The following is a 5,692-nucleotide window of genomic DNA, read 5'->3' as shown; positions in this document are numbered from 1 at the left end:
ATAAGGGTTGCACGGACGGCGAATTCGAGTAGAATGCGCCGGCGCTGACAGGGCGGTTCGAGTGGTTCTGTCGGTGGCTCGATCGGGTTGGATCGAAGGTGGTGATGAGGCGGTTGACAGCGGTTTGTAACGCTGTAGAATGCGCCTCCCGCTGGAGAGAAGATGGTCTGGTGGGGTGCTGCAAGGTGTTGAGAAGAAAGCAAAAGTTCTTCGAAATAGCTTGACAGGAAATGAGGCTGCTGTAAGATGCGCGCCTCGGTTGAGACGAAAGGCTCAGCCAACCGTTCTTTAACAATTGAATCAAGCAATTCGTGTGGGTGCTTGTGGGGTAAGACTGAGGGTCGCAAGATTATCAGCATCACAAGTAAACACTCGTTAATTCGAGAGTTTCTCTTCTTTTTGAAGAGTTTGCGATTGCTGAGCCAAGTTTAGGGTTTTCTCAAAACCCAAGCAGTATTGAACTGAAGAGTTTGATCATGGCTCAGATTGAACGCTGGCGGCAGGCCTAACACATGCAAGTCGAGCGGTTGAGGGGAGCTTGCTCCCTGATTCAGCGGCGGACGGGTGAGTAATGCCTAGGAATCTGCCTATTAGTGGGGGACAACGTTTCGAAAGGGACGCTAATACCGCATACGTCCTACGGGAGAAAGCAGGGGACCTTCGGGCCTTGCGCTAATAGATGAGCCTAGGTCGGATTAGCTAGTTGGTGAGGTAATGGCTCACCAAGGCGACGATCCGTAACTGGTCTGAGAGGATGATCAGTCACACTGGAACTGAGACACGGTCCAGACTCCTACGGGAGGCAGCAGTGGGGAATATTGGACAATGGGCGAAAGCCTGATCCAGCCATGCCGCGTGTGTGAAGAAGGTCTTCGGATTGTAAAGCACTTTAAGTTGGGAGGAAGGGCAGTAAGCGAATACCTTGCTGTTTTGACGTTACCGACAGAATAAGCACCGGCTAACTCTGTGCCAGCAGCCGCGGTAATACAGAGGGTGCGAGCGTTAATCGGAATTACTGGGCGTAAAGCGCGCGTAGGTGGTTCGTTAAGTTGGATGTGAAAGCCCCGGGCTCAACCTGGGAACTGCATCCAAAACTGGCGAGCTAGAGTACGGTAGAGGGTGGTGGAATTTCCTGTGTAGCGGTGAAATGCGTAGATATAGGAAGGAACACCAGTGGCGAAGGCGACCACCTGGACTGATACTGACACTGAGGTGCGAAAGCGTGGGGAGCAAACAGGATTAGATACCCTGGTAGTCCACGCCGTAAACGATGTCAACTAGCCGTTGGGTTCCTTGAGAACTTAGTGGCGCAGCTAACGCATTAAGTTGACCGCCTGGGGAGTACGGCCGCAAGGTTAAAACTCAAATGAATTGACGGGGGCCCGCACAAGCGGTGGAGCATGTGGTTTAATTCGAAGCAACGCGAAGAACCTTACCTGGCCTTGACATGCTGAGAACTTTGCAGAGATGCATTGGTGCCTTCGGGAGCTCAGACACAGGTGCTGCATGGCTGTCGTCAGCTCGTGTCGTGAGATGTTGGGTTAAGTCCCGTAACGAGCGCAACCCTTGTCCTTAGTTACCAGCACCTCGGGTGGGAACTCTAAGGAGACTGCCGGTGACAAACCGGAGGAAGGTGGGGATGACGTCAAGTCATCATGGCCCTTACGGCCAGGGCTACACACGTGCTACAATGGTCGGTACAAAGGGTTGCCAAGCCGCGAGGTGGAGCTAATCCCATAAAACCGATCGTAGTCCGGATCGCAGTCTGCAACTCGACTGCGTGAAGTCGGAATCGCTAGTAATCGTGAATCAGAATGTCACGGTGAATACGTTCCCGGGCCTTGTACACACCGCCCGTCACACCATGGGAGTGGGTTGCACCAGAAGTAGCTAGTCTAACCTTCGGGAGGACGGTTACCACGGTGTGATTCATGACTGGGGTGAAGTCGTAACAAGGTAGCCGTAGGGGAACCTGCGGCTGGATCACCTCCTTAATCGACAGATCCCAGCTTTTTCATAAGCACCCACACGAATTGCTTGATTCCTTGTAGAAGACGATGCTGTAACGCGACCCTGTTATAGGTCTGTAGCTCAGTTGGTTAGAGCGCACCCCTGATAAGGGTGAGGTCGGCAGTTCAAATCTGCCCAGACCTACCAATTGTTGGTGCAGACGATACGGGGCCATAGCTCAGCTGGGAGAGCGCCTGCCTTGCACGCAGGAGGTCAGCGGTTCGATCCCGCTTGGCTCCACCACTTACAGTTGTAGAGAGTTCAGAACTGAGCATTCCCGCGGTAAGCGGATGAGTGTTGATTTCTGGTCTTTGGCCAGTACGAACATCGTTCTTTAAAAATTTGGGTATGTGATAGAAGTGACTGATTGGCTGCTTTCACTGGCAGTTGATCGAGTCAAGGTAAAATTTGCGTTGTTCTCAAGTGCAAATTTTCGGCGAATGTCGTCTTCACGTTATAGACAGTAACCAGATTGCTTGGGGTTATATGGTCAAGTGAAGAAGCGCATACGGTGGATGCCTTGGCAGTCAGAGGCGATGAAAGACGTTGTAGCCTGCGATAAGCTCTGGGGAGTCGGCAAACAGACTGTGATCCAGAGATTTCTGAATGGGGGAACCCACCCAGCACAAGCTGGGTATCCTGCACTGAATCCATAGGTGCAGGAGGCGAACCAGGGGAACTGAAACATCTAAGTACCCTGAGGAAAAGAAATCAACCGAGATTCCCTTAGTAGTGGCGAGCGAACGGGGACTAGCCCTTAAGTTGATTAGAGAATAGTGGAAGGCTCTGGAAAGTGCCGCCGTAGTGGGTGATAGCCCCGTACACGAAATTCTCTTTTCAATGAAATCGAGTAGGACGGAGCACGAGAAACTTTGTCTGAATATGGGGGGACCATCCTCCAAGGCTAAATACTACTGACTGACCGATAGTGAACTAGTACCGTGAGGGAAAGGCGAAAAGAACCCCGGAGAGGGGAGTGAAATAGATCCTGAAACCGTATGCGTACAAGCAGTGGGAGCCCACTTTGTTGGGTGACTGCGTACCTTTTGTATAATGGGTCAGCGACTTATATTCAGTGGCGAGCTTAACCGAATAGGGGAGGCGTAGCGAAAGCGAGTCTTAATAGGGCGTTTAGTCGCTGGGTATAGACCCGAAACCGGGCGATCTATCCATGGGCAGGTTGAAGGTTGGGTAACACTAACTGGAGGACCGAACCGACTACCGTTGAAAAGTTAGCGGATGACCTGTGGATCGGAGTGAAAGGCTAATCAAGCTCGGAGATAGCTGGTTCTCCTCGAAAGCTATTTAGGTAGCGCCTCGTGTATCACTGCTGGGGGTAGAGCACTGTTTCGGCTAGGGGGTCATCCCGACTTACCAAACCGATGCAAACTCCGAATACCGGCAAGTGTCAGCACGGGAGACACACGGCGGGTGCTAACGTCCGTCGTGAAAAGGGAAACAACCCAGACCGTCAGCTAAGGTCCCAAAGTTATGGTTAAGTGGGAAACGATGTGGGAAGGCTTAGACAGCTAGGAGGTTGGCTTAGAAGCAGCCACCCTTTAAAGAAAGCGTAATAGCTCACTAGTCGAGTCGGCCTGCGCGGAAGATGTAACGGGGCTCAAACCATACACCGAAGCTACGGGTTCATCTTAGGATGAGCGGTAGAGGAGCGTTCTGTAAGCCTGTGAAGGTGAGTTGAGAAGCTTGCTGGAGGTATCAGAAGTGCGAATGCTGACATGAGTAACGACAATGCGAGTGAAAAACTCGCACGCCGAAAGACCAAGGTTTCCTGCGCAACGTTAATCGACGCAGGGTGAGTCGGCCCCTAAGGCGAGGCAGAAATGCGTAGTCGATGGGAAACGGGTTAATATTCCCGTACTTCTAATTACTGCGATGGAGGGACGGAGAAGGCTAGGCCAGCACGGCGTTGGTTGTCCGTGTTTAAGGCGGTAGGCTGGATGCTTAGGTAAATCCGGGCGTTCAAGGCCGAGAGCTGATGACGAGTTGTCCTTATGGACGATGAAGTGGTTGATGCCATGCTTCCAGGAAAAGCTTCTAAGCTTCAGGTAATTAGGAACCGTACCCCAAACCGACACAGGTGGTTAGGTAGAGAATACCAAGGCGCTTGAGAGAACTCGGGTGAAGGAACTAGGCAAAATGGCACCGTAACTTCGGGAGAAGGTGCGCCGGTGAGGGTGAAGGGTTTACCCCGTAAGCTCATGCCGGTCGAAGATACCAGGCCGCTGCGACTGTTTATTAAAAACACAGCACTCTGCAAACACGAAAGTGGACGTATAGGGTGTGACGCCTGCCCGGTGCCGGAAGGTTAATTGATGGGGTTAGCTAACGCGAAGCTCTTGATCGAAGCCCCGGTAAACGGCGGCCGTAACTATAACGGTCCTAAGGTAGCGAAATTCCTTGTCGGGTAAGTTCCGACCTGCACGAATGGCGTAACGATGGCGGCGCTGTCTCCACCCGAGACTCAGTGAAATTGAAATCGCTGTGAAGATGCAGTGTATCCGCGGCTAGACGGAAAGACCCCGTGAACCTTTACTATAGCTTTGCACTGGACTTTGAGCTTGCTTGTGTAGGATAGGTGGGAGGCTTTGAAGTGGGGACGCCAGTTCTCATGGAGCCAACCTTGAAATACCACCCTGGCAACCTTGAGGTTCTAACTCGGGTCCGTTATCCGGATCGAGGACAGTGTATGGTGGGTAGTTTGACTGGGGCGGTCTCCTCCTAAAGAGTAACGGAGGAGTACGAAGGTGCGCTCAGACCGGTCGGAAATCGGTCGTAGAGTATAAAGGCAAAAGCGCGCTTGACTGCGAGACAGACACGTCGAGCAGGTACGAAAGTAGGTCTTAGTGATCCGGTGGTTCTGTATGGAAGGGCCATCGCTCAACGGATAAAAGGTACTCCGGGGATAACAGGCTGATACCGCCCAAGAGTTCATATCGACGGCGGTGTTTGGCACCTCGATGTCGGCTCATCACATCCTGGGGCTGAAGCCGGTCCCAAGGGTATGGCTGTTCGCCATTTAAAGTGGTACGCGAGCTGGGTTTAGAACGTCGTGAGACAGTTCGGTCCCTATCTGCCGTGGACGTTTGAGATTTGAGAGGGGCTGCTCCTAGTACGAGAGGACCGGAGTGGACGAACCTCTGGTGTTCCGGTTGTCACGCCAGTGGCATTGCCGGGTAGCTATGTTCGGGAAAGATAACCGCTGAAAGCATCTAAGCGGGAAACTTGCCTCAAGATGAGATCTCACTGGAACCTTGAGTTCCCTAAAGGGCCGTCGAAGACTACGACGTTGATAGGTGGGGTGTGTAAGCGTTGTGAGGCGTTGAGCTAACCCATACTAATTGCCCGTGAGGCTTGACCATATAACACCCAAACAATTTGGCTGTTGGACGGTTGAAGTCGACAGTAAAGCCGAAAATTTGCGAGAACACGTAATACCAACGGATATCACATACCCAATTCGGGGAAGCGACCTAAACATCGACTCCCCAACCGGATTGCTTGACGACCATAGAGCGTTGGAACCACCTGATCCCATCCCGAACTCAGTAGTGAAACGACGCATCGCCGATGGTAGTGTGGGGTTTCCCCATGTGAGAGTAGGTCATCGTCAAGCTTCTACCAGAAACCCCAGATCTCGACAGAGGTCTGGGGTTTCGTCTTT

At 52.3% G+C, this 5,692-nt stretch carries 2 tRNA genes and 3 rRNA genes; all 5 read left to right on the top strand.

Going from position 1 to position 5,692, the window contains the following annotated elements:
• Positions 1-458 precede the first annotated feature (458 nt).
• The 5 genes from DNK34_RS25135 to rrf all read left to right on the top strand — a co-directional run bounded on the left by DNK34_RS25135 (position 459) and on the right by rrf (position 5,644).
• Positions 459-1,994 (top strand): 16S ribosomal RNA (locus DNK34_RS25135).
• Between the two features lie 86 nt (positions 1,995-2,080).
• Positions 2,081-2,157, top strand: a tRNA-Ile gene (locus DNK34_RS25130).
• A gap of 20 nt (positions 2,158-2,177) precedes the next feature.
• Positions 2,178-2,253 (top strand) — tRNA-Ala (locus DNK34_RS25125).
• Between the two features lie 245 nt (positions 2,254-2,498).
• A 23S ribosomal RNA gene (locus DNK34_RS25120) occupies positions 2,499-5,390 on the top strand.
• 138 nt (positions 5,391-5,528) lie between these two features.
• Positions 5,529-5,644 (top strand): 5S ribosomal RNA (rrf, locus tag DNK34_RS25115).
• The 16S, 23S and 5S rRNA genes sit together here with 2 tRNA genes alongside, the layout of an rRNA operon.
• The last annotated feature ends 48 nt before the right edge of the window (positions 5,645-5,692 follow it).

Source organism: Phytopseudomonas dryadis, from assembly GCF_004327355.1.
In the GTDB taxonomy this organism is placed as follows: Bacteria; Pseudomonadota; Gammaproteobacteria; order Pseudomonadales; family Pseudomonadaceae; genus Aquipseudomonas; species Aquipseudomonas dryadis.
The sequence above is the reverse complement of the archived record's forward strand: the minus strand, read 5'-3'. Positions and strand labels throughout refer to the sequence as shown.